This window comes from Lewinellaceae bacterium, from assembly GCA_020636105.1.
Taxonomy (GTDB): Bacteria; Bacteroidota; Bacteroidia; order Chitinophagales; family Saprospiraceae; genus BCD1.
The window spans coordinates 476953-498479 of the sequence record JACJYL010000002.1 but is presented as its reverse complement, the minus strand read 5'-3'; the positions used below and the strand labels follow the sequence as shown (position 1 = coordinate 498479).

Sequence of the window (21527 nt, the reverse complement as noted above, 5' to 3'; positions counted from 1 at the left end):
CGATAAACCGACACGGGGCGAATGATGGGTATAAAAACGAAAAAAGGCCCATCACCGGGCGGTGAGGGCCTTGTAAATCAATCAACCTTTTTAAAATGCTTCTTTAAATCTTTTGATGATGGCCTTTGCCGTTGGACTCTTCAAACTGATCTCTTTAGTCCTTTCTTCATTGAGGATCCTGAACGTCTCCAGATCGAGCTGTTCCACAAAATAGGCGTTGTCGCGGTATTCCACCCTTTTGAAGTCGATCAGGGGCGTTTCCGACTTCGGAGGCTCTGCAGCCTCTTCCAATACCAATGGCCCATTTTTTAACAGTCGGTTGTGGAAATCAAGAATGATCTGGTGAAATTCTTTTTTGGCAGTAATTTTTATGTCTGGGATAACCAGTTGATTTTCCCCGCTTTTGATGAAAAGGGAAACATGGGGCTCCACCAGGTTCTTTTCTTCATCAAAAAACAGGCTGTTGTAAAAATCGGCCGTGTCTTTAGCTGTTATCTGCATCGCTTTTGATTTTGGTTATATAAGCATTGGCATTGATTCCATTTAGATTCAATGACAGATTTTTCTTGCCTTGTTTCCAATTCTTTTTTCGATCGATCACCTGGTCGATCAGATCCTCAATCTGGTTTTCATTTATTACCTCACGGCTGAGAATCCTCAAATCGATTTCATACGGTTCGACGAATAAACCGGAGACTTTTACCCGGCAGTCTATTCTTTTGCCAGTGGGTGATACTACTTTATTCGAAATGTTTAAACCCATGATTATTACAACTAATTTGTTTATATTTGTACAAATATAACTATTTTGATGGAATTGTACGGAACCTACTTAAGCTATTTAATCAAAAAAAAGCTGCAAACGGCCAACAAAGCACTATCAGTAAGGGAGCTGGCTCTGCTCATTCACATCTATGAAACCAGGCGGGAACAATACAACCTGGAAAGGCGGGTCCGGGCTTCGATCATCAAACTACTCGAAAACAAAATTATTTCCCTGGAGCCTCACCGGATGGGGCAAAAAAATATTTTCGTAACTAAATACAAGATCAATGGCGGACAAAAATCTATTGGACAAGCTCAAGGGCTTTAAAGAACATTTTAATCCTCAATCGGCAATGGTGGGCATGGCCGCCAATATGCTTCCCGGACTGGAAAAACAATTTGTCGAAAAATTGGAAGGTATGGAAAGGCCGGAAAGCGAAGGCGGCAAACTACCGGAAGGTTGGGATAAAATCGCTTATAGCGTGGTGGCTATTAACGGACAGTTGAATTTATCCGTGCATGCCCTTAAACGGGACGAAAACGGGACCATGACCATGAGTGCCCCCTTTTCTTCTTTTCCCCTAAGTGAACTTTTAAACGCAAAATAAAATGGCCAAACAAGCAGAAAAAGAAAACCCGACCCAACCGGTTGAGGAAATCAAACCAGCGGAAGTTATCGAGGAACAAACCGCCACCAATGCCGATGATTTTTTTACGGCCAAACAGGCAACGGGTGACGTAGATTCATTTATAAAAGAAATGAAAGCTCCCAGGGAGAAGATCGACCCGCCTCCGGCCTTTGAATCGGATGATCAGGACGAAATGGATCCAGATAACCCGGACGATGATCTCCCGGGAGAATCCGACGAGCAAATGGCGGACCATTTGGATTATACCGAAGAACACAAATTCACGGCGGAGTTTCTGTTGATCCAGATAGATAAAGTATTTGCTTTTTCTTTTGGAATGATCTCCGGCATGGATAGCGACCGATACCGGCGCCGGAAAGAGAAGATCCAGGGGAATGATTATGAGGTGGAGCTTGGGGCTGCCCTGGTCAAAAAGTATCAAATGCGCCTCAGCTTGGAATGGATGTTTATTTCTGCCATGGTGATTGGTTATGCCCCGATGATGAATAAGGCCATGAAGGACCGCAAGGAAGTGGAAGCCAAAAAACAGACTGTACAACCGATAAAATCATAATCAATGCACAGAGACGCACAGGTGACCATGGTCATGGGGCGCAACGGGACCGGCAAAAGTTATTTGGCGCATACCATCATCAAAGCGATGAAGGAAAGGGTCATTGTAATTACCCTAAATGGCGCTCCCGCCATCTGGCGGCAGTATGAGGAAATTGATATTACCAAAAAAGAAAGCTGGAAATTCAAAAAGGGCATCAAACAGGTGTACTATATGCGCCAGGAGAAGGATACCATGAAATACATTCACAAATATTTCAGGGACGGGATTATTGTTTTTGATGACTGCCGGGGTTATCTGACCAGCAACGTGGACAGTGATATTTACCTTAAGAGGCTCCTGATCGACTTCCGCCACAAAATGCTGGATCTGTTTTTTGTATTTCATGCGCCGACTGATGTGCCTCCCAGGATCTGGGCGTTTTACCGGACGGCTTTCATTGGTGCCACGGATGCCATATTTCCGAAGAGCAGGATTCAGACGGATTCAGCGGAAAGAATTATTGCAGCGCAGAAAAAGGTGAATGCTGCTTTTCGGAAGGCTTTGGCGAAGGGTGATAATAGTCATTATGGGTTATTTGTGAAGGTGAGGCCTTAAATAAAAAAGGGCATATACGTAAGGTAATGCCCTAAAATGTAACGGAACTTTTTTATTTAGAATATGAATTTATTAGATTTTTGATGGCTTAAAAGAAAACTAAGATTTTTCTTTAGGCTTAGTAATAATCCGCCTAAAAACAAAAACACTGGCCAGGGAAACAATAACAACTTTAGCAACAGATGCAGCTTCCTCTGCATTATCATTTTTGATGAGTAAATAACATAGAAAAACAACTACTCCTACACTCAACAATGCGAAGAGGTTATTTAGTAAATCTGTCCAAAAAGCATTTCGTATTAGTTTGCGATCACAAAGCCTTCTATGATCACCCTCCTTTTCAGCCATAGCTAATAACCTCTCTGGTAAATCCGGATGGATAGCCTTATACTCATTCAAAATATCAGGATGCGGCATTATACCCTCAAAGGAATCTTGAGTGATTTCGATCATTGCACCATTCTTATTCTTAGCAGCCTTAAGGTTAGTATTACGTCTTCGGGAGGGATGATTACTTTTAGCCATTTATTATTTTTTGAAGACCGCTAAATAAATCACCCCCTACTGCTTCCCAGTCAGACATAATATTACTTTTTGTGCTTCTATTTTGAAATCCTTTAAGATTTTTTTTAGAAGTATTGGTATCAAAAAACAGGATTTGTTTAATCAATTTAAAAATTGAAAAAGTAGAAGTGATTAGGCTTTTCATGATATTAAAAGGTTGTCGATTGCTGTTGTTGTTGTGTGCTTTTGTAACGCGAATGTATCATAATTTGTTTCTAAATTTACCACTTAATTGCTTTATTTTGCAATTTCTTACAAATAATTAACAAATTTAAGGAAGGAAAATAGCCTTTATGGGCTTTAGGCCTTAAATAAAAAAGGGCAAATATGGTATATATTGCCCTAAAATGTAACGGAACTTTTTTTCGAATGATGTTATACAGGCTCTAGCATATTGTATATATCTTCCTTAAACTCATTAAGTTTTACATACACTTTTCCTCCTAATTTATAAAGTCTCAAATTGCCTGTGATGTTAAATCTAGATAAAGTCCTTGGACTCAAATCAACAAGGTCCGCAGCATTTTTTAATGATAATAATAGCTTGTCAACCTCTTTTAATTTTACTAAATCAACATTTAAATCATTAATTTCATTCATTTGTTAAATATTTATGTTAAAAAAAATAAGCGTTGGTTATTGTTTTTTTTTGCGGAAAATGTAACGGAACTTTCCTGAGAAAATTTTTTTTATTCCCGCTCATTTCCTTAACCACATTAATGAAAGCCAGAAAAATGAATAAGGAATAATCAAAAAAATGAGGGTTGAGTAATTCCATTGAATTTCTTCAAGGTTGAAACTGAGCGGAAATTCTGGCCATTTCGATGAATACTTTTGAAATAATTCTATGATTCGCGATGAACATATAATTCCTATGATTCCAACGCCATAAATTCCTGCTGCAATCAATAAATTTTCAATGATTAATTGTTTTCTGTATTGCAATTTTTTTTCTTCTAAATCGCGATAGAGTATTCCCTGATTTTTCATAAGATTTATGTTTTAAGTTTATCAAAATTTTCAATCTGCTTAACCAGCAATTGATAAAAAGCCTTCTCTGCCACCTGCTCCACTACTCCGTTACCATACATGCGTAAAAGGTCCGTTCTAAAGTTGTACCCATTAACTGTGCAACCCAAGCCGGATTTAACTGTTCTTTTTTCTTCCCATTCAAATTGTCGCTGGCCGGGTTTAGCCGGCCATTCGCTGCCATTTTTGTTAAACTGTCTTGATTCCCTCCGCTCCATGCCTTCTCTGCCTCCGATGCGCATGGTGTCGGCCACATTAATACCTGCGCTTCTATTGTAGGCGAGTTCCTTTTCATTTCGGATTCCGATTCCCTGCTTTTCGGAACTATTGGAGTACTCCACATTTTTACGGCATTTGGAAGCTGTAGTCTTATTATTCCTGTTCCAGGGCTTTTTTGATATGCTCCCATATTCGTAGCAGGTGTCGGCCATACATCTCCTGAGCTCGTTAACGTCGGAACATGCAAGGATGAATAATCGCTTCCGCTGATGTGGTGCGCCAGCCTCAACCGTATAACCCAGATCTCGTAAGCTTTGATGTACCTCCTTGAATCCCATGCTAAGATGTCCTTCGACGTTTTCAAAGAAGGCCCAAAGAGGTCTAACTGTTCGTATAACCTCTCGTATATTCGGCCAAAGGTGTCTTGGATCGTCTTTTCCAAGGCGTTTTCCTGCTTGGCTGAATGGTTGGCAAGGATACCCGGCAGTGATTCCGTGTATTTTCCCATAATATGGTTTTGGATCGAAGGTCTTAAGATTCGACCAAATAGGTGCCGAATCCACCAAACCCGCTTCCATCTCAGCCACCAGGTTGAAAATGATGAAAGCTTCGATCTCCACATAAGTGACTGTTCTAAGTCCGGGAATAACTTTTTCAATTCCTTTTTCAATTCCTCTTGAACCTGTACACAATGAAAGGATTCGCTGCTCGTTATGTTTTTCGGTATAATCCACATTATTTTATTTAATTTATCATTTTATTTCCTCGTCCCTGATCCCCCATTCAAAACATCCTCCCAATGCTCTATCCAGGCCAAATTATTATCAATGGCCTGCTGAGTGCGAAGGGTAATTTCTCCCTTTTCCCGTTCCTGGATTCGTGCTTTTTGCTTTTGTGTGCCGAGCTTCTTTTTGTACATTTTCAGGCGCTGTTTCGCGGCTCGCATTTCCGTGGTTTCGTGTGTGGATTTTGGTGGTTTCGTGTGTGCATATCCACCAGTTTTTTCGTGTGTTTTCGCGGTACTTTCGTGTGCTATAAAGGGCTCACCAGTTTTCGCGGTTGTGGAAGCACGAATTCCGCGTCTGAAAAACGTAGAATCCTCTTCCGGCTCTTCGTGTGTTTCGTGTGTGAGGGGAATGATCTTTTGCGAAGCTTTGTAGTCGATTATTTCCTCCGCTTCCTCTGGCGGTTCTTCCAGGGCCGGAAGATTCTTGTACCACTGCCGGACCCTGTTAACGGAATGACGTTGGATATAAACAAAAGGGTAGGATAGTATTTCCGTTAACCAGTCAAACTGGAAGTCCAGTTCGCTGATAATCGGCTGGGGATCTATTTCATTGCGGAAATGAATAATTTCCTTAAGGGATGCGAGGATCAAAACAATGAAAATGGCCACGCCTGCAATCTTTTCAAATTCCTTCTTCAAAAAATCATTCGCCTGGGCCTTTTCCTGGTTCGTTTTTTCCTTAAGGGATTGGGCGTTATTCCGGTCGGTTTTTTTGTCCTGTCCCAACGACTTTAGATCATTGTCCCGGGATTGCTTCAAATCTTCGATTTTTTGGTCTTTTTCCTTAAGGAAATTGTCTGCTTCCGTGAGTTTGTCCTTTTCCAGGGCTGTTATCTTGTTTTGTTGCTCTTTGATCTTCTTATCCGTCCAGCTCGTGTTGTCGGGTCTTCTGTTTTTCTCATAAGATTTGATCTTTTCCCTTAAGGGAATGAACTGGTTTTCATAACGCTGGTTCAGTAGTGTTACCTGTTCGTTGTAATGGTTCTGTGCATCTTGCTTATCAGTGTTGAAAAGAGCCTGAATTTCTTTCTTTTCCGTGCTGTAATCTGCATTGATATTGCTTAAGTCAATCACCTCTATTTCTTTGCCCATTTCGTTACTCATGGAACCGGCAGAAAACTGGCTCATGTTGTAGGAATACTTTGTCAGGAAAATGATCAGTCCCAGGGCAAAGAGGTTCAAAACAATGTCGGTGCCTTCAAATCTTTTCTTAAGGATGGACCGCACAAAGTAGGCTACCAGGACAGCGTTCAAAACATCCGGGGAAAGGGAAAATAACACATAAGCGAAAGAGTACCCAGGTATAGTGATCCACCAGGCATATTGGGCCAGATATTCCCCTATGTGGGTACGCACTCCAGCGAAAACCGTTAAGGATGAAATCAGGATAAAGGCAGGGAGCGCAATCTTGATAATTTTGTAAAGCGGTGCGTCGTGTGAAAATACTTCTCCCAATTGTGGTAAGTTTAATCTGATTTTCATAATTTTGAATCGTTTCTATTAAGAAATAACTCCGTTCGGGTGTCGCAAAATGGCCGGACGGGGTTTTTTATTTCAGTTCAATAGGTCTTAGGTCGGGGTTGATGGTAGCGAAAATCAAAGCCTGTAAAGTATCGGGAATTTCATTAACCAATTCGTCCTCAAACAGGCATAAATATTCATAATTCAGCAGTTTTAATCTTTCGGTGTCAGTCTGCAGTTGCTTTTGAATTTCCTTAAGGATCGTGCTTCTGAGTTCATCTGTATCCCCCAGGTGAGTCAACCTCCACCAAATCGCGCTTTGCAGAATGGTTCTTACGGGCTTCGTTAGTTTGATGACCACCTTTCCACCCTTAAGGGTCCTTATGTTGTTTGTGCGCTTTGCCATCCGGTATCCATTTTAAATTCTTCCAGTAAAATCGTGTTTTGGTATATTCCGGCCCATTCGTATTTTCCTGTCCATTTGTTTCCGTGCAGGACTTTCTTAAGGCGGCCCATGTTCTCAAAATTGAAATAGAAGATCTTTGTCGGGTTGTTGATCCATCGGATTCCGAGTTTGAAAGGTTTGGGGCGATCTGGCTTATTACTCATAGGATTTATTGTTTAAAGTGTTCAAATTGCTTAAGCAGTTAAAATACAATCAGACTCATAACCACATATTCCTTTTCTATCCCGAACTGGCCACCTTCCAAAATGTGAATGACCTGTCGTTCGCAAATTGATCCGGAATATTTTTTGGTTTTAGGACACCATTCTCTGAGGATCAAAATATCACCAACATTAAAGCCTCGATCATTCTTCCTTACCTCAAAGGTTTTTTCCCCTTTGGCCAGTGATCTGAATTCTTTTGGCCAGGTTTTGAGGATGTGATACTTTCCAGCAGTTTGCCTATTGTCAAACAAAAATCTATCCCTTGAATTCATCATCTTAAGAGGCTTTTGTATTTTTAAAATTGGTGGCTGCTCACCGGGTATAATTATTTGGCTTCTTTCATTCAAATCTTACCGTCCTACGGACAAACCGAGCCATTCAGGCGTTGAACGCGGCAGCAAAGCCCTTATTGGTATTTCTTAAGGCAATAATTTCCCCCAAACACCTCTATCCTGCCTGTCTTTTGTTCGCTCGTCAAGCAAATCCAAACATTCTGTAAGTTTTGAAATGACTTTAGTATTCTCCTTGCAAGGCAACTGTTTTTGTAAAAAATGCATGCGGTGAATAAGCACTTCAATAACATCTTCATTACTAATACCCTCAGATATAATTTCAAATATTCCATCTTGATTGGGGACGATCCCTCTATGAAAGAATTTCAGATATTCGGCACCTGGATTTTCTTGGTGGTACAACTCGTACACATAACCATCTTCTAATACTTCCATTTGAAATAATTTTTTAGTTAAAAAATCAAGCGGTTTGTTTTAATCCACTGATTTGCTCGTTAAATAATCGGACCAATTCTTTACTTTTTTTCCCTAAATTTTGTGTTACAATCCGATAGGCTTCTGCGGGACCTATTTTAGCGCCGTCGTCGAGGGAACGCGTGTAAAAGTTCACGGCTTTGGTGAGGGTTGTATTAAGCGTTATCTCAAGCCTTTTTTTCTTGTGGCTTTTATACCAGGATTTTGTTTTTGAAAATCCTTTTTCCATTCTAAAATCAAAATAAGCTGAAGGGATGGGGGTGGTCCACAAAATTTGGCCCTTGCTATTGAGTTTTTCAACATATCTTTTTGCTAAAATGATCCTGGTCGTGATCTCATTGGCTCCGGAAGTGTAGCGGTCAGGGTCCGAATAAGCGAAGTATTCCGCCAGGCGGGCCTTGCCTTTTTCCTTTTCGTCGTCGGTGAGCCACCGGCCATCGTACAAATTGATCAGGGCGATGGAAAACAATCGATCGACATGGCGCTGAATTTTGTCCCGGATCTCCCGGGGTTGGTGCGCCACGGCTTCCGCCACGGTGTTCGGGGCCACTTTGGGGGGGTGCGCCGCAACAGGGGGGGCGGTTTCCTGCCGGTTTTTGCTCGTTTCGTAACCTGAATTTGGTTCCTGCGTAGCCTGAATAGGTTCAAGTTGTTGATTTTCAACCGTTTCGGGCATTTTTCCACTGCCAATCAACAACTTATCCACATCTTTTTTACCTTCAACTGATTGACTTTCAGGCTTTTGTTGAAAATCGACGCCTTCTAATTTATTTAATTTATTGGTATCCTGAACTGTTCTGGTTACCGTATGCGGTAAATTTTTCCGTGTGGGGTCAAAAAAAGAGTCCGTGGCGGCGTGGGCTTTTGAAAAATAGAGGATCCGGTTTTCGCTGTCGCCCTGCTTTGAAATATGCAGGATGGCCGGGCTCAGGGTCAGCTCGTAGCTGGAATTTGAGCCGTGAAAGACTGTTTTAATGATTATTTTGGCCGTTTCGAGCCGTTTGCGGAGGTTTCTGACGGTTTTCTCGCAAGTGCCAAGCTTGCGGGCCAGTTGGCTGTTGTTCGTGCGCAGCGTCGGCAAGGATGCCCCTTCGCGGACACCATCACCGAACGCCTGGGCCTTCTTTATTTCTTTTGAAAAATAATAGATCAAAATGCCGGCCAGATTTTTGTGTTGGCCTCTCAGTCTGTCGCCCAGGGTCTTGTCCTGGTTGTATCGCTCAAAAAATCCGTCTGTGAGCGCCTTCGATTGTCCAAGTCTGACGGTATAAACCGCCTGATTCATCGCTATTATCCCCATTTGTGTAAATTTTGGCGGGTACCTTTCGATACCCGCCTTCAATTAAATTAATAACATGAGCTATTGCCCGTTTCGGTGAAGCAGGGGAATCGAACCACCTGAAAACCATTACTTCACTTTTGGTTAAGGGAAAAAGGAGGCTGGCCACAGCAGTAGGGCCAGCCTCGTATATCACCCCAAAAAAACCAAATGAAAACATTTTTTAAAAAGCGGCCTCCCTCTTTTGGGAGGCCTGAAACCAACAAATTATAATCCATGAAAAAGATTATAGCTGTACTGACACTTATCTGTTAGTGCGTTGGAATGGTATCTATGATCTCCAAAGGATCGGCTTTGGTGTAATCTGCAGGGCCATAGGTGAACACGGACCCCCAGGAGTGATTGATGCCCATAAAATGGCCCGAACTGTACCTGGAAAACGGCAATTGAGGATCCCGATGTTCGGACTGAGACCATTTCTGACATTCAGCTGTCATAATCGTTTGATTGTGCGGCGGAAATGATTGGTCCTTAAACTTCCGGTAGGCGTATTCCAGGGTAATCCCCAGGGATCGGCCAACGACTCCAAATTCTTCCACATATTCCCTGAGGATCTGTTTTGCCTTTTTCGTGATCTTCGTCGGGGCATACCTTAAGGGAATCCCGGTGTGAATACATTTTGCGTTGGTGGTGGCTACTGTTTCCATGATTAAAATTTTGTTAAGTTCTGAGAGGTACATGAAGTTCACCGGAACGAATGAGATCGGCCACTTTTTTTACCTGTTGTGCATCATAAGTGTAAGGGGACTGACTGCCGAAACTGGTCAGAAAATTTTTGTCTCTTAAGTATTTTAATCTACGGCGTGCATTTGGGGTAGGGGAGTATCCCAAAACCTTCAATGCTTCGTCCGGCGTGTACCATTGTTTGGTATTCATTGCCAATTGGTCAAGCATAGCCGCCATTGTCTTAACTATCTGGGCGTTCTGGTCCAGTAGTTTTTGCATTTGCTCGTATGTGATGGCTTGACCGTCCATTTTAAGCGGCTTCCTGGATTAAACCTAAAGTATAACCCGCTTCCCTGGCGATGGCATCGAGATCGGGGCCGGTGAAACGGCTGTACCCCAGCTTAAAGTCAAAAACAAGTTTGTAGGCATCCGTACCAGTGAGCTCCGCAATTTTTCGAATCTGATTGAGTTCGAAACGGCCCGGATCTTTTAAGGCCATAGTGAGAAAGTTTGGCGTAACCTGGAGCGTAATCGGGAGATTATCAAACTGGGATTTAGTTAAATTATCGCCTAAAAATTTCATTAATTCGTTCATAATCATATATTTGTAAGTGTTACATACAATCAATCAAAAACCTTAAGCAAAATGTACTACCCTAAACCAATCCCCCCTTTGTCAAAAAGGCAAACCTGCCTTTGTCATTTACCAAAAGTTTGTATTATCTTTGAAACAAACACGGCGTTTTTGTTTCGCTTGCGTACGCTTGCGACTAACTTAAACGCTTGATTGTGTTTTAGTTAAACTATGTGTTTGTGTTCGACGCAAATATATTATAACTTTTGCGATAAAAACAAGATTTTGCAATGAAATTTTAATGCAAAATTTATATTTTATTTTCAATTATATATAGATGTCTATTGCTCATAGGATTAATGTATTAATTAAAGAGGAAAAAAATTTAACCACTTTTGCGAAAAAGATTGGATTAAGTCAACCAGGCCTCGCCAGTATGTTAAAAAGGGACTCAGGTATTAAGTCCTCCACCATAGTATCCATCCTAAAACTCTACGACAATCCAAAGCTCAACCCCTTATGGCTACTCCTGGGCGAGGGCAAAATGTGGCTGGATCCCGGGGAGGAAGAGAGTATGGGCATGGTGGATTTGGACAAGCAGGACGAGGAAGAAGTGTATAAACGGATGAACAAGCTCCTGGAGCAGCGTGTGGCTGAGCTGGAGCGGGAGATCAAGCGGAAGGATCCGGATTTGGCTGGGGAGTTGGGGATAGAGTAAATTGATGGATTGAAACATATTTACATTACCAATTAAAATCAAAACGAAATGTCCATACCGAGTTTTCAAGATTGGAAAAAGGATAATAATGGTAAAGGAATTAATGATTACTACAAGGAATTTCCTGAAGCAAGAAACTCCGCCAACGGACCAATATTTTTTTCAACTCCCAGTCCAAATAGCGAATCAAAAAGCTGGATATTCTGGATTTCAACCCTTCTTATGGTTGTTCTGGCCATTTTCGCCTTTAATGCAATTCAAAATAATAAAAAAGACAGAGTGGAAAGCCTTGAAAAATCCAGGGAATACCATTCGCCTGAGAGGTATTTGGTTCTGTACAATCATGGGCAAAAAATGAGGATTATTGGCAAAAGTTCAATAACAGGAACCATAGAAAACAAATCCAGTCATACAACATACGTAAACATAATTCTGGCAGTAAATTTTTATGATAGGAATGATAACTTTTTTATGCAAGAACAAGTAAACTTAGGCAAAAGAATGTCTCCCCTTGAATATAATGATTTCGAACTAAAAGTGCAGGTTCCATGGAAATCAAAAAGTTATTCTGTTGAATTGGCTTCAGCAGATGTATTGAGGCAATAGGTATTTAAAAAAATGAAAAAGGATTTTTCTTAAACTTGGTATGCTTGGAGCGGGAGAATAAGGGGAGGAGTTTGGATTTGGCGGATAAATTGGGAGTTAATTTTTATATTTGGAACAAACTTATTTTATAACCTATAAACAAACGTGATGAAAAATTTTAACAGGCTCATTATGATGAGTTTAATCCTTTCAAGTGTAATGTTTTTTTCCTGTAGCAAGGACAGTATAGACAATTGCCTAACAGGAACTGTTCGATTTACGAATACTTCAAGCAATCCATACGATTTATGGGTTGATGGGACTTATCAATTTAGATTATCCGGCAATACATTTAGGGAGCTGGATCTAACAGAAGGCCAGCATAATGCACAAGTAGAACAAGTGAGCGGTTATATTCTATATCCAACCATAAAAGAAACAACTTTGAGTGTTTTCGGATGCCAGGAAAGGGAATGGATATTTCCATAGGGTTGTATATCGTGGAAGGATACTGATTTGGCTGGGGAGTTGGGGATAGAGTAGGAATTTTTTGAAACAAATTTATTTTATAACCTTAAATCAAACGAGATGGAAGTTAAATGTGATGGATGTAGTGGTACAGGAAAGGTTCGGTGTAAATATTGTGACAGAGGATTAATTAAGGATAATTATGATAATGAAATCCTTTGCGATAAATGTGGAGGGATACCAGTCACAACTTGCATTAAATGTAATGGTTCTGGCAAATGGAATACTGAGAATGATGATTAAAAAAAATCATTTTATTTGTGTAAACAAAAACCTTCAAAAAGACCGAATAATGTATACAAAATTCCAAATAATAAATATCTATTCCCCGATAGTTTAAGGCTCTGTTTTAAACTGGCTATGCTTGGATCAAACTTGAATTGGCGGGAGATTTGGAGTAGGGGGAAGACAAAATTTTTAAAGATAAGGCGTTTTAAGGCGCCTGGCAATGAAGATGAGTGGTTTTGTGGCTAGAGATGAGTCAGATGAGTAGTTTTTGTGCTCCAGGTGAGTTGGATGAGTGATAGGGGTGAGTTGGGTGAGCGGAAAATCCCTTATATTGCGATAAAAACCGAATAAAAATAGTTATGGCAAATCGAGTTGATATAAATGTTAACATGATTCCCTGGTCTATACAAAGGGCTGGATTTGAATTGCATGAATTCATTCAAAACACCCCTATGATAAAAGATTGGATCGATCAAAGAAAGAAACCAACAGTTAAGCAGTTAGAAACTTTTTCTAACAAGGTTCATCTTCCTTTTGGCTATTTCTTTCTTGCTGAGCCTCCGGTAGAAGAACTTCCAATTCCTTTTTTTCGTACTGGTAAAGGGAAAACTGATACTGTTAGCCTGAATGTTTATGATACAATTTTACTTCTTCAAAATAGACAGGAATGGCTTACGGATTATTTATTAGAAAATGATTTTCCGCCCTTAGATTATGTAGGCAGTTACAAAAGTGAGTTTGATGCTAAAAAGATTGCTGAAAATATAAGGGAATACTTAGATATTAACCCAAAATGGGCTTTCAGATTTAAGACAAAATATGAAACTCTTAACTATATCACCCAGAAAATCGAAAATCTCGGTATTGTAGTTTCTTTCAATAGTATTGTAGAAAATAATCCTTATCGACCAATCAATGTCAATGATTGTAGAGGTTTTGTTTTAGTTAATCAAATTGCACCTTTCCTTTTTGTTAATTCCGGAGACACTAAATCTGCTCAATTATTTACTTTGATCCATGAATTAGCGCATGTTTGGATAGGCCAAAGTGCCGGATTTGATTTTAGGGATTTTATGCCTGCTGATGACCCTATTGAGCTACTTTGTGACAAAGTAGCAGCTGAATTCCTGGTTCCGCATAATCTTTTCAATAAGATGTGGGAAACTCCGGAGGATATTGAGCGGATGGCAACTAAATTTAAGGTAAGCCCAATTGTTATAGGGAGGCGTGCATTAGATTTTGGGGAAATTAGTAAATCTGACTTCTTTGAATTCTACAATAATTATATCAAAGAAATTGCAAATATACCAAAACCTAAAAGTTCCGGCGGCAGCTTTTACAGTAATAGTAAAAAAAGAATAGGCTTATTATTTGCAGCTCATATTAATCAAGCTGTAAAACAAAACCAACTATTATATAGGGATGCATTCAGGCTAACCGGCTTAAAAGGAAAAACATACGACAAATTTATTTCTGAACATTTTTAATCACCCCCTTATGAAAATTTATGTACTTGACGCAAATTTTTTCATTCAGGCACACAGGTTTTATTATCCATTTGATGTCTTCAAAAGTTTTTGGACTAAGATAAAAAGCCTGGCCAATGAAAATAAAATCATTAGCATTGATAAGGTAAAAGATGAAATTTACCGAAATGAGGATTCCCTGACTGAGTGGTGTGTAGCTAATTTACCGGACGGCTTTTTTAAAAGCTCTGATGATTGTATAAATTCATACTCTACGGTTGTTAATTGGGCAAATTCAATGAATTCCCAATATACCCCAAGGGCCCTCAACGAATTTTTGGAGGCTGACATTGCAGATCCATGGCTCGTGGCCTATGGTCATAAAAATAATTGCACTGTTATAACTTATGAAAAAATGAACTGGCAAAAAAAGAGCAAAGTTTTTATTCCAGAGGCCTGTGAACATCTTGAAGTACTTTGTTTTGATACGATTGCTATGTTAAGGGAATTAGGTGAGGAGATATAACAAAGATCCTGCCTTTCCAAAAAAAAATGATAGTTTTGAAAACAAATTTATTTTATAACCTAAATATCAAACAAGATGAAAAATTTGAATAGGCTCATTCTTATGAGTTTAATCCTTTCGAGTGTAATGTTTTTTTCCTGTAGTAAGGACAGTATAGACAATTGCCTAACAGGAACTGTTCGATTTACGAATACTTCAAGCAATCCATACGACTTATGGGTTGATGGAACCTATCAATTTAGATTGTCCGGGAATACCTTCAGGGAACTGGATCTAACAGAAGGCCAGCATAATGCACAAGTAGAACAAGTGAGCGGTTATATTCTATATCCAACCATAAAAGAAACAACTTTGAGTGTTTTCGGATGCCAGGAAAGGGAATGGATATTTCCATAGGGTTGTATTTTGGGGTTAAGTTATAATTAAATCAATAAATGTTTTATTTGTTTAATTATAAAAACATTTTGTTTTATATTTACCGTTCATCTTATTTATAACCGATGAACGATGTACTATGAAAAACAAAAGCGCTAAGGAGGCCAAGCGCATCAAATCCCGTAAACTCAAAGCCAATAATGCAAATGAAAAGGAAAAGTTTAATTTGCTTATGGCTTTCGTGCGTGCTCTGAAAAAACTGGTTTAAAAACGGAACCTGCGACTATTGCAAAAGTTCAGAAAACTCAAGAAATAGAGGAGTAACTTCTTAATTATTTCTTTATGTTGTTTTTTGGCGATTGTAATTGTCTGATTTTTAACTTTTTATGTGTTTATTTCCAAGCCCGTACGGACTACTCAATACCCAATACTTAAGCCCTTGAATATCAACGTTCAAGGGCTTTTTTTTATTGATTTTCATCAGTACGGTTTTTCTTGGCTTCTCCTGAATTATCATATCCGCGACATTTATGTCCCAACTTGCCAGGATCAGGATTGTCAGGTGGATTTTAGGATGGTCAGGATCAGGCTCGTGCCTCTCAATTTTCAAGAATCAAAAGACAACTGACAAGATTTTATAAAAAAACATTGCTCGTTACAAACCCAGATCTTTTATCCACTAAACCCCTAAATCCCTCAAAATAACATCCAGTTTTGCATCCAGTTTGGCTTCTACCGCCGGGAAGGAAGCCTTGTCTTTCAGCTTGTCATTGACACTACAATAGAATTTGATCTTGGGCTCCGTTCCGGAAGGCCGGGCAGAAATGATGCTGCCGTCTTCGGTGAAAAACTGAAGTACATTCGAAGAGGGCAGGTCTATTTTTTCCGTGGCTCCCGTCAGCATATTTTTGGAAATGCTTTTTTCGTAATCCTTGATGGTTTCGATTTTTGATCCTCCAAGGCTTGTAGGCGGATGACTTCTGTATTTTTCCATCAGGGCCTGGATCTCTTCGGCCCCCGTTTTGCCTTTTTTGGTAACGGAAATGAGCTTTTCCCTGTAGAAACCATATTCTAAGTACAAATCGATCAGGGCTTCATACAGGCTGCTCCCCTGGTCTTTGTAGTAAGCGGCCATTTCGGCGATCATGGTGCAGGAAACGATGGCATCCTTATCGCGGGCATGTTCTCCTACCAAATAGCCGTAGCTCTCTTCTCCTCCCACGATGAAGGTCTTTTGACCTTCCAGTTTGGTCATGATCTCGCCAATGTATTTGAAGCCGGTCAGGGTGTTGAAACATTCGACATTTTTCGAGGCGGCAATTTTATCCAGCAGGTAGGAGGTTACAATGGTTTTTACAATGTATTCCTTACCGGTTAGTTTGCCGTTCTTTTCCCAGGCCGTCAGCATATAGTGCACCAGCAGGGTAGCGGTCTGGTTGCCGTTGAGCAATACCCATTCGCCCCGATCATCCTTAACTGCAATGCCCACCCTATCCGCATCGGGGTCGGTGGCCATGACCAGCTCGGCATCCGTTTCTTTTGCTTTGTTGAGGGCCATGGTCAGGGCTTCCTTCTCTTCCGGGTTGGGGTAGATGACCGTTGGGAAATTGCCGTCAACCACCATTTGTTCCTCCACCAGAATCACGTTTTCAAAACCATAGAGCTTCAGGGCCGGCGGGACCATTACGCCACCTGTTCCGTGGATGGGAGAGAATACGATCTTCATGTCTTTTTGCCTGCGGATGGCCTCTTTCGAAATGGACAGGTCCTCAAGGGCCTGCAAATAACGTTGGTCCAGGTCGTGCCCGATCATTTCAATATTGTGCTCGTTCCGATCAAATTTAATGGCAGAAATGTCTGTTATTTTTCTAACCTCTTCCATTACATTGACATCATGAGGATCCACCAGTTGACCTCCGTTGGCACCGTAGGCCTTGTAACCGTTGTATTCCTTGGGATTATGAGAAGCCGTTAACATCACCCCTCCCTGGCAGCCCAGCTCACGAATGGCATAAGACAGTTCAGGCGTGGGGCGTAATGCTTCAAAGAAGTACACATAAATGCCATTGGCAGAAAAAACGTCGGCCGTCACCTGGGCAAAAATATCCGAATTGTTTCTATTGTCATGCGCTACGGCAACTTTAACCTGCTCTCCTGGGTAAATTTTTAGCAGGTAGTTGCTAAAGCCCTGTGTGGCCATGCCCAATGTGTATTTGTTCACCCGGTTGGAACCTGCTCCCATAATCCCGCGAAGGCCGCCCGTTCCGAACTCAAGGTCCTTATAAAAGGCATCGGTCAGTTCCGTGGTTTCACTGGCATCCATCAACTGGCGAATTTCGGCTTTGGTGGCCTCGTCATAATTTCCGTTGAGCCATTTATTGATCCTGTTGAGTATTTCGGGAGCTAAGGTTGAGGTAGACATAGGTGGATATTTTTGATTGGAAAAAGCTATTTTAAATGGATTCTTTCATATGCCTTTTTTCGGCACACCCAAATATAATATTTATAGAAAATTTGCACCTATTTTAGGTTGAATAAACTTCAAAAAAAAGCCCGACAAAGTTGCCGGGCTTTTTTGCTTTTTAGACATTTGAAGACTTAAAAACCAATTACATATCTTTGGTGGAATTGCGCTCGATGAGCGTATCCTTCAGTTCTTTTAAAAAAGCGTACTGGTGAGGCATTACCTTTTTCAGGGCCTCTTTAACGGCAAAAAAGGAGCCGTTATCCATGCTTTTTAATTTATCTTTCAGTTGTAAAGCATCTTCGTAGAGCATTTTCTTGAGGGAAGGAATTTCGTGCCAGTCCCCTTCAACCGCCCACGCTTCTTCCGTGTCTCCATTGGCCTGGGTCACAGGATCCAGTTCGATGAGTTTATCCTCATTAACGAGGTCTTCGGGGGCTTTGCTGGGTAATTTCCCATTGGGAATTTCCCATTGCTCTTCATCGTTGATCAAAAAAATCTCCAATCCTTTTTCCCTGAACCTGTAAATGATCAGATTAGCTTTCTCTTTTAAATTCATTTTACTACATTTAAGTGCCTGAATGTTTGGGTGGCGGCTTTTGGCCTGCACAAATTAAAAGAATATAGCTTACATTAACAAAGAAAGTCTGTTAATGTTCTGAAAATGAATAAAATATTTTATGATTTTTTACGATATCCAAATGATCCCGGATTATTTATCCATTCCTCTGATCACCAGCTCGAAACCGCAAATTGCTAAAAACAAAAGTTTCTCTTCCCTTGAAAAATCATCCTTCAGAAACTGGAATGCCCGGGTGCTTAGTTCCTTTCCTTCTATAGTTTTATTAGTGATACTGCCCATTTCCTTTTCATAAATGAAAACAGGATTCATGTCATTCATCATCGGGCCTATTTTGGCAAGCGGTTTTTTCTTTTGAGCACCGTATAAAACATTATCATTTTTAAAAGTGCCGACCCGGTGGCCGTCGATAAAAATCTCTGTTCCGGACTTTTGCAACCAGTAGGTGAATTCATTTTTGGCGGTCATGATATACAATAACGCATTGTCGCGAATGCCACCGCCAAGATATTTTTTATAATTGTAGGCCATGACAGGTTCATGAAAGATGGTGGTAAATACCCCCTTAGCAGAAGTAACCACCCCTTTTTTGAAAGATTTGTTGGTCTGCCTGGAAGAAAATTCTTCGAGTTCTTCCTTTTCGATGGGTACGAGTTCTCCTGCGATCTGTAAAGTTTCCTTTTTCAGCGCATCAAGTGCCTTTGATATCTTATTTTTCCCGGGCCAGCGGTTTTTCAGTACGACCGAAAGTAATCCTACGCCACCTGCTGCCACCAATGCGGTCAATGCTGCCAGATAAATCATAATGTCTTTTTTTTTTATCCCGTAAAGATAAGCCTATTGACCGGTTAATTGTTTAATTGCCTACCGGGTTATTTTTTAAATTCTACTTACATAGGGTTTTGATGGATAAAACTTCAATTCTCACTATATTGCTTCAAAATCATCAACATGAAACCGGTTAAATTTTTCCTGGCCTTCATTTTTTCCTTCTTTTTGATTTGGGTGGCAAATACCCACCATCCCTTCGGGAGTTCACTGCCGGCCATGGGGCGTTTTTTGAGTCCCTTTGACGGCTTTTGGCAAAACGCAGAAAGTACAGCCTTGCCCGGAGAAAGGAAACTCAATTTTGCTGCGATCGGGGAGGAGGTCAACGTTGTTTTTGATGAGCGCCTCGTGCCTCACATTTTTGCTTCCAGCCTGGAAGATGCTTTTTTTGCTCAGGGCTACCTGACGGCTCAGTACAGGCTTTGGCAAATGGATGTCTCCACCCGAGCCACAGGCGGTTACCTGGCCGAGATCCTTGGGCCAAACCTAAAGGAAAGAGACCTGGGACAACGTCGGAAGGGTATGCGCTGGGCGGCTGAGAATATTGTTAAAAACTGGACCAAAACAGGAGAGATCAAATGGATCGATGCTTATACAAAAGGAGCCAATGCCTACCTGGCCACCCTCTCCCCCCGGCAGTACCCGATTGAATTCAAACTTCTTGGGTATGAACCCGAACCCTGGACGAATTTAAAATCGGCTATTTTCCTTTGCGGAATGGTGGAAACCTTATCTTCCCGCAACGAGGATCTGAGAGCCAGCAACGCTATGGAAGCTTTCGGACCTGAAATGTTTGAGTTTTTGTACCCCGAATACAACCCCAAACAAATGCCAGTTATTCCTGGTGAAAAAAAATACGACTTTGAACCTGTTTGGAAAGACACTCTTGCCAATGCCCTGAGCCAGGAAGTCCCCGCCCGGCAGGTTTTTGAAAATCCGCCGGAATTCATAGGTAGCAATAACTGGGCCGTTTCCGGAAAAAAAACCACAACGGGTTTACCCATCCTCTGCAATGATCCACATTTGTCGCTGAAACTGCCCTCTATCTGGTTCGAGATCCAGTTGTCCACACCGGACATGAATGCCTATGGCGTTTCTCTGCCAGGTATGCCGGGCATTGCCATCGGCTTCAATGAAAACATTGCCTGGGGAGAGACCAACCTTGGGCATGACCTGGTCGATTGGTACACAATCAAATGGGCAGATGAAGCCAAGGAAACCTATTGGGTAGGGGAGGACAAGCTGGAAGTAAAATTAGTGGAAGAAGAAATCAAAATAAAAGGACAGGAGCCTTATATCGAAAAGGTAAAATACACCCTTTGGGGTCCAATTGCCTATACTGATGACACCTCCCCTTACCACGATATGGCCATGCAATGGGTGCTGCATTATGCTTTCAGCAATGATAGCAGGTCTTCGTTGAGTACTTTTGTAGAATTGATGAAGGCCAAAAATTACGATGATTATGTCCACGCCATGCGTTGTTATGATTATCCGCCTCAGAATTTTGTCTTTGCCAGCAATGAAGGGGACATCGCCATGACGGTGAATGGCAAACTCCCTTTAAAGTCAGATCAGCAAGGCCGGTTCATCCTCGATGGGAGCAATTCCCAAAACGCCTGGAAAGGATTTATCCCCATGGACCAGGTGCCGCAGATCGTGAATCCTGAAAGAGGATATGTGACTTCCTCTAATCAGCGGTCAACGGCCCCTGATTATCCTTATTACTACAATGGAGGTTTTGACCAATACCGGGGTCGTAGCATCAACAGGATGCTCACCCGCATGGAGAACATTACGCCGGAAAAAATGATGGAAATGCAGAATAATACCTTTAGCATCAAAGCGGAAGAGGCCCTGCCTCTCATGTTGGCTTTAAATGGTGGGGAAGAAGAGGCTCCAGTGGCGAAATCCATGTTGAAGGACCTCGCCGACTGGGATTATCGGTTTGAAAAAGGACTGAAGGCTCCTGCTGCCTTTGACAAATGGTTTTCCCTCATCTATCGCAATACTTTTGATGAGGTTTATAGCCTCAGTGATTCAATGGACGTATTGTATCCGGCCCAATGGCGCCTGATCGATTTACTTGCCAATGATCCGGAGAATGATATTTTTGATGTCGTTGCCACAGAAGCAAAGGAAGATGCAGCAGCAGTGGTTCAAATGGCCCTGAAGGCCACCTTGGAAGCCATCGGATCAGCATACGAAACACCGGGCTATAGCTGGCAGCAATACAAAGGAACTTTTATCGGGCACATGGCGAATATCCCTGCTTTTGGGGTTTACGATGTACCCGTAGGGGGTTATCGGGACGCCATCAATGCCGTTCAGGACGATTTTGGTCCTTCGTGGCGGATGATCGTTCAATTGGGTGACTATCCCAAAGCCTGGGGTGTTTTTCCCGGGGGGCAGTCCGGGAATCCCGGCAGCAAATATTATGACAATATGATCCTTTCCTGGGCAGAAGGTAACTATAAAGAGCTCTTTTTTATGAAAAATAAAGAAGACCTGGGACAACCTGTTTTATGGAAAATGAAAATAGAGAAAGTACCTGAATAGGCAGCAAATTCCAAAAAAAATACTAAGCTA

The 21527-nt window shown here is 41.3% G+C and carries 30 protein-coding genes; 11 read left to right on the top strand and 19 right to left on the bottom strand.

Features of this window, described 5'->3' with window-relative positions:
* Positions 1–90: 90 nt before the first annotated feature.
* Positions 91–501 carry a hypothetical protein gene (locus tag H6571_19240; protein ID MCB9325882.1) on the bottom strand — a complete coding sequence of 137 codons (411 nt, stop codon included), beginning with the start codon at positions 499–501 and terminating at the stop codon, positions 91–93.
* Positions 485–763 (bottom strand): hypothetical protein, encoded by a 279-nt coding sequence (locus H6571_19235; GenBank protein ID MCB9325881.1) that lies wholly within the window; start codon positions 761–763, stop codon positions 485–487. Before H6571_19235 ends, H6571_19240 begins: the two co-directional genes overlap by 17 nt.
* Positions 764–811: 48 nt before the next feature.
* On the opposite strand from H6571_19235, the gene H6571_19230 reads away from it, so the two are divergent.
* From H6571_19230 to H6571_19215, 4 genes are read left to right on the top strand one after another with little or no spacing between them, the layout of a single operon-like run.
* Positions 812–1093, top strand: a complete 282-nt coding sequence (locus H6571_19230) for a hypothetical protein (protein MCB9325880.1) — start codon at positions 812–814, stop codon at positions 1091–1093.
* Positions 1053–1373 carry a hypothetical protein gene (locus H6571_19225; GenBank protein ID MCB9325879.1) on the top strand — a complete coding sequence of 107 codons (321 nt, stop codon included), beginning with the start codon at positions 1053–1055 and terminating at the stop codon, positions 1371–1373. Before H6571_19230 ends, H6571_19225 begins: the two co-directional genes overlap by 41 nt.
* Position 1374: 1 nt before the next feature.
* Positions 1375–1968, top strand: a complete 594-nt coding sequence (locus H6571_19220; protein MCB9325878.1) for a hypothetical protein — start codon at positions 1375–1377, stop codon at positions 1966–1968.
* A gap of 3 nt (positions 1969–1971) precedes the next feature.
* Positions 1972–2565, top strand: a complete 594-nt coding sequence (locus H6571_19215) for an ATP-binding protein (protein MCB9325877.1) — start codon at positions 1972–1974, stop codon at positions 2563–2565.
* 99 nt (positions 2566–2664) lie between these two features.
* Here H6571_19215 and H6571_19210 read toward each other — a convergent pair whose 3' ends face one another.
* From H6571_19210 to H6571_19145, 14 genes are all read right to left on the bottom strand, one after another.
* Positions 2665–3090 carry a DUF2335 domain-containing protein gene (locus H6571_19210; protein MCB9325876.1) on the bottom strand — a complete coding sequence of 142 codons (426 nt, stop codon included), beginning with the start codon at positions 3088–3090 and terminating at the stop codon, positions 2665–2667.
* Complete coding sequence (locus H6571_19205; GenBank protein MCB9325875.1) at positions 3083–3274, bottom strand: hypothetical protein; 192 nt, start codon at positions 3272–3274, stop codon at positions 3083–3085. Before H6571_19205 ends, H6571_19210 begins: the two co-directional genes overlap by 8 nt.
* A gap of 230 nt (positions 3275–3504) precedes the next feature.
* Positions 3505–3729 (bottom strand): hypothetical protein, encoded by a 225-nt coding sequence (locus H6571_19200; GenBank protein ID MCB9325874.1) that lies wholly within the window; start codon positions 3727–3729, stop codon positions 3505–3507.
* Positions 3730–3828: 99 nt separating this feature from the next.
* Positions 3829–4119, bottom strand: a complete 291-nt coding sequence (locus tag H6571_19195; GenBank protein ID MCB9325873.1) for a hypothetical protein — start codon at positions 4117–4119, stop codon at positions 3829–3831.
* Positions 4120–4124: 5 nt separating this feature from the next.
* Positions 4125–5111 (bottom strand): DNA cytosine methyltransferase, encoded by a 987-nt coding sequence (locus tag H6571_19190; protein ID MCB9325872.1) that lies wholly within the window; start codon positions 5109–5111, stop codon positions 4125–4127.
* Positions 5112–5134: 23 nt separating this feature from the next.
* Positions 5135–6646, bottom strand: a complete 1512-nt coding sequence (locus H6571_19185; protein ID MCB9325871.1) for a hypothetical protein — start codon at positions 6644–6646, stop codon at positions 5135–5137.
* Between the two features lie 67 nt (positions 6647–6713).
* Entirely contained in the window at positions 6714–7031 is a 318-nt protein-coding gene (locus tag H6571_19180; protein ID MCB9325870.1) for a hypothetical protein, read from the bottom strand.
* Positions 7007–7234 carry a hypothetical protein gene (locus H6571_19175; GenBank protein MCB9325869.1) on the bottom strand — a complete coding sequence of 76 codons (228 nt, stop codon included), beginning with the start codon at positions 7232–7234 and terminating at the stop codon, positions 7007–7009. The genes H6571_19180 and H6571_19175 overlap by 25 nt, the downstream gene beginning before the upstream one ends.
* Positions 7235–7272: 38 nt before the next feature.
* A complete protein-coding gene (locus H6571_19170) occupies positions 7273–7566 on the bottom strand; it encodes a DUF3850 domain-containing protein (GenBank protein ID MCB9325868.1) in 294 nt (97 codons plus the stop codon).
* Positions 7567–7713: 147 nt separating this feature from the next.
* A complete protein-coding gene (locus H6571_19165; protein ID MCB9325867.1) occupies positions 7714–8022 on the bottom strand; it encodes a hypothetical protein in 309 nt (102 codons plus the stop codon).
* Positions 8023–8047: 25 nt separating this feature from the next.
* Positions 8048–9361 (bottom strand): hypothetical protein, encoded by a 1314-nt coding sequence (locus H6571_19160; protein ID MCB9325866.1) that lies wholly within the window; start codon positions 9359–9361, stop codon positions 8048–8050.
* A gap of 290 nt (positions 9362–9651) precedes the next feature.
* The gene (locus H6571_19155) at positions 9652–10047 is read right to left on the bottom strand and encodes a hypothetical protein (protein ID MCB9325865.1); all 396 of its coding nucleotides are present in this window, start codon (positions 10045–10047) and stop codon (positions 9652–9654) included.
* Between the two features lie 13 nt (positions 10048–10060).
* Entirely contained in the window at positions 10061–10345 is a 285-nt protein-coding gene (locus tag H6571_19150) for a hypothetical protein (GenBank protein MCB9325864.1), read from the bottom strand.
* Positions 10346–10376: 31 nt separating this feature from the next.
* Positions 10377–10661 carry a hypothetical protein gene (locus H6571_19145; protein ID MCB9325863.1) on the bottom strand — a complete coding sequence of 95 codons (285 nt, stop codon included), beginning with the start codon at positions 10659–10661 and terminating at the stop codon, positions 10377–10379.
* Between the two features lie 415 nt (positions 10662–11076).
* Here H6571_19145 and H6571_19140 point away from each other — a divergent pair, with 415 nt between their 5' ends.
* The 6 genes from H6571_19140 to H6571_19115 all read left to right on the top strand — a co-directional run bounded on the left by H6571_19140 (position 11077) and on the right by H6571_19115 (position 15087).
* Positions 11077–11358, top strand: a complete 282-nt coding sequence (locus H6571_19140) for a hypothetical protein (GenBank protein MCB9325862.1) — start codon at positions 11077–11079, stop codon at positions 11356–11358.
* Positions 11359–11406: 48 nt separating this feature from the next.
* Positions 11407–11964, top strand: coding sequence for a hypothetical protein (locus tag H6571_19135; protein ID MCB9325861.1), 558 nt, complete (start codon positions 11407–11409; stop codon positions 11962–11964).
* Positions 11965–12135: 171 nt separating this feature from the next.
* Positions 12136–12432 carry a hypothetical protein gene (locus H6571_19130; protein MCB9325860.1) on the top strand — a complete coding sequence of 99 codons (297 nt, stop codon included), beginning with the start codon at positions 12136–12138 and terminating at the stop codon, positions 12430–12432.
* 626 nt (positions 12433–13058) lie between these two features.
* Complete coding sequence (locus H6571_19125; protein ID MCB9325859.1) at positions 13059–14186, top strand: ImmA/IrrE family metallo-endopeptidase; 1128 nt, start codon at positions 13059–13061, stop codon at positions 14184–14186.
* Positions 14187–14196: 10 nt separating this feature from the next.
* The gene (locus H6571_19120) at positions 14197–14691 is read left to right on the top strand and encodes a DUF4411 family protein (GenBank protein MCB9325858.1); all 495 of its coding nucleotides are present in this window, start codon (positions 14197–14199) and stop codon (positions 14689–14691) included.
* Between the two features lie 75 nt (positions 14692–14766).
* Positions 14767–15087 carry a hypothetical protein gene (locus tag H6571_19115; protein MCB9325857.1) on the top strand — a complete coding sequence of 107 codons (321 nt, stop codon included), beginning with the start codon at positions 14767–14769 and terminating at the stop codon, positions 15085–15087.
* A gap of 658 nt (positions 15088–15745) precedes the next feature.
* Here H6571_19115 and H6571_19110 read toward each other — a convergent pair.
* From H6571_19110 to H6571_19100, 3 genes are all read right to left on the bottom strand, one after another.
* Positions 15746–17488: a phospho-sugar mutase gene (locus H6571_19110; GenBank protein ID MCB9325856.1), complete on the bottom strand. Its 1743-nt coding sequence runs from the start codon at positions 17486–17488 to the stop codon at positions 15746–15748.
* Between the two features lie 187 nt (positions 17489–17675).
* Positions 17676–18089 carry a hypothetical protein gene (locus H6571_19105; GenBank protein ID MCB9325855.1) on the bottom strand — a complete coding sequence of 138 codons (414 nt, stop codon included), beginning with the start codon at positions 18087–18089 and terminating at the stop codon, positions 17676–17678.
* Between the two features lie 153 nt (positions 18090–18242).
* Positions 18243–18914: a hypothetical protein gene (locus H6571_19100; protein ID MCB9325854.1), complete on the bottom strand. Its 672-nt coding sequence runs from the start codon at positions 18912–18914 to the stop codon at positions 18243–18245.
* Between the two features lie 147 nt (positions 18915–19061).
* On the opposite strand from H6571_19100, the gene H6571_19095 reads away from it, so the two are divergent.
* Positions 19062–21497 (top strand): penicillin acylase family protein, encoded by a 2436-nt coding sequence (locus H6571_19095; protein ID MCB9325853.1) that lies wholly within the window; start codon positions 19062–19064, stop codon positions 21495–21497.
* The last annotated feature ends 30 nt before the right edge of the window (positions 21498–21527 follow it).

Coding starts and splice junctions, on each gene's coding strand:
- H6571_19140 (MCB9325862.1), top strand. CDS start 11,077: ATGTTAAAAAGGGACTCAGGTATTAAGTCCTCCACCATAGTATCCATC.
- H6571_19155 (MCB9325865.1), bottom strand. CDS start 10,047: ATGGAAACAGTAGCCACCACCAACGCAAAATGTATTCACACCGGGATT.
- H6571_19235 (MCB9325881.1), bottom strand. CDS start 763: ATGGGTTTAAACATTTCGAATAAAGTAGTATCACCCACTGGCAAAAGA.
- H6571_19120 (MCB9325858.1), top strand. CDS start 14,197: ATGAAAATTTATGTACTTGACGCAAATTTTTTCATTCAGGCACACAGG.
- H6571_19185 (MCB9325871.1), bottom strand. CDS start 6,646: ATGAAAATCAGATTAAACTTACCACAATTGGGAGAAGTATTTTCACAC.
- H6571_19230 (MCB9325880.1), top strand. CDS start 812: ATGGAATTGTACGGAACCTACTTAAGCTATTTAATCAAAAAAAAGCTG.
- H6571_19240 (MCB9325882.1), bottom strand. CDS start 501: ATGCAGATAACAGCTAAAGACACGGCCGATTTTTACAACAGCCTGTTT.
- H6571_19180 (MCB9325870.1), bottom strand. CDS start 7,031: ATGGCAAAGCGCACAAACAACATAAGGACCCTTAAGGGTGGAAAGGTG.
- H6571_19165 (MCB9325867.1), bottom strand. CDS start 8,022: ATGGAAGTATTAGAAGATGGTTATGTGTACGAGTTGTACCACCAAGAA.
- H6571_19095 (MCB9325853.1), top strand. CDS start 19,062: ATGAAACCGGTTAAATTTTTCCTGGCCTTCATTTTTTCCTTCTTTTTG.
- H6571_19225 (MCB9325879.1), top strand. CDS start 1,053: ATGGCGGACAAAAATCTATTGGACAAGCTCAAGGGCTTTAAAGAACAT.
- H6571_19105 (MCB9325855.1), bottom strand. CDS start 18,089: ATGAATTTAAAAGAGAAAGCTAATCTGATCATTTACAGGTTCAGGGAA.
- H6571_19125 (MCB9325859.1), top strand. CDS start 13,059: ATGGCAAATCGAGTTGATATAAATGTTAACATGATTCCCTGGTCTATA.
- H6571_19175 (MCB9325869.1), bottom strand. CDS start 7,234: ATGAGTAATAAGCCAGATCGCCCCAAACCTTTCAAACTCGGAATCCGA.
- H6571_19115 (MCB9325857.1), top strand. CDS start 14,767: ATGAAAAATTTGAATAGGCTCATTCTTATGAGTTTAATCCTTTCGAGT.
- H6571_19135 (MCB9325861.1), top strand. CDS start 11,407: ATGTCCATACCGAGTTTTCAAGATTGGAAAAAGGATAATAATGGTAAA.
- H6571_19195 (MCB9325873.1), bottom strand. CDS start 4,119: ATGAAAAATCAGGGAATACTCTATCGCGATTTAGAAGAAAAAAAATTG.
- H6571_19130 (MCB9325860.1), top strand. CDS start 12,136: ATGATGAGTTTAATCCTTTCAAGTGTAATGTTTTTTTCCTGTAGCAAG.
- H6571_19220 (MCB9325878.1), top strand. CDS start 1,375: ATGGCCAAACAAGCAGAAAAAGAAAACCCGACCCAACCGGTTGAGGAA.
- H6571_19210 (MCB9325876.1), bottom strand. CDS start 3,090: ATGGCTAAAAGTAATCATCCCTCCCGAAGACGTAATACTAACCTTAAG.
- H6571_19205 (MCB9325875.1), bottom strand. CDS start 3,274: ATGAAAAGCCTAATCACTTCTACTTTTTCAATTTTTAAATTGATTAAA.
- H6571_19170 (MCB9325868.1), bottom strand. CDS start 7,566: ATGAATTCAAGGGATAGATTTTTGTTTGACAATAGGCAAACTGCTGGA.
- H6571_19110 (MCB9325856.1), bottom strand. CDS start 17,488: ATGTCTACCTCAACCTTAGCTCCCGAAATACTCAACAGGATCAATAAA.
- H6571_19150 (MCB9325864.1), bottom strand. CDS start 10,345: ATGCAAAAACTACTGGACCAGAACGCCCAGATAGTTAAGACAATGGCG.
- H6571_19100 (MCB9325854.1), bottom strand. CDS start 18,914: ATGATTTATCTGGCAGCATTGACCGCATTGGTGGCAGCAGGTGGCGTA.
- H6571_19215 (MCB9325877.1), top strand. CDS start 1,972: ATGCACAGAGACGCACAGGTGACCATGGTCATGGGGCGCAACGGGACC.
- H6571_19145 (MCB9325863.1), bottom strand. CDS start 10,661: ATGAACGAATTAATGAAATTTTTAGGCGATAATTTAACTAAATCCCAG.
- H6571_19200 (MCB9325874.1), bottom strand. CDS start 3,729: ATGAATGAAATTAATGATTTAAATGTTGATTTAGTAAAATTAAAAGAG.
- H6571_19160 (MCB9325866.1), bottom strand. CDS start 9,361: ATGGGGATAATAGCGATGAATCAGGCGGTTTATACCGTCAGACTTGGA.